The 575-nt window shown below is 52.2% G+C and carries 1 protein-coding gene; it reads left to right on the plus strand.

Features of this window, described 5'->3' with window-relative positions; all coding sequences use genetic code 11:
* On the plus strand, positions 1-575 hold a 575-nt coding region (locus tag AC1RGU_RS31345), incomplete at both ends, for a hypothetical protein (protein ID WP_492700418.1).

Below are 575 nucleotides of genomic sequence, written 5' to 3' on the forward strand. Positions count from 1 at the left end.
TCCAAAAAGAACATCCGCGAGTTTGGAAAGATCTTTCAGTACCTCAAAGATCCAGAGCTTCGAAAAAAGGAAATCGGAGACGCTTTACTAACCATTGAGGGCGCGGAGATCAGCGGTGAGAGTTTTCAGTACGTTGACTGGAGTCACATCCTGTTCAAGAACTGCGACTTCGTCGGTGCGTATCAGATCAAGATTGGAAACTCCACGGACGTGCGGTATGAAGACTGTCGGTTCTCGGGCATCTTTGGATACGGCAAGACCAACCGCGTTCACTTCTTGCGATGCGCATGGACGGACGGTTCCATAGGGTATGCCGGCGAAAAAAGCACGGCCCTTGTTTTTGAGTCTTGTCGGTTCGTTGGCACCAATCCCGATCGGAATCATTGGGGAGGCGTCGGCAGCGATGGCGAAGCGGAATTCATTGGCTGCACAGCAAAGTACTTTGTCATTGAAGGACACGCAAAGCTCACGCTTCGGCAATGCGAGTTTGAAGATATGAAGTGCACCCCCCGAAGCAAGGAGTCGGGCGGAGTCTTCGCTGACGTGTTGATTGAAGGCTGCAAGCTGCGTGGCGA

The organism is Variovorax sp. GW823-FHT02B07, assembly GCF_058797695.1.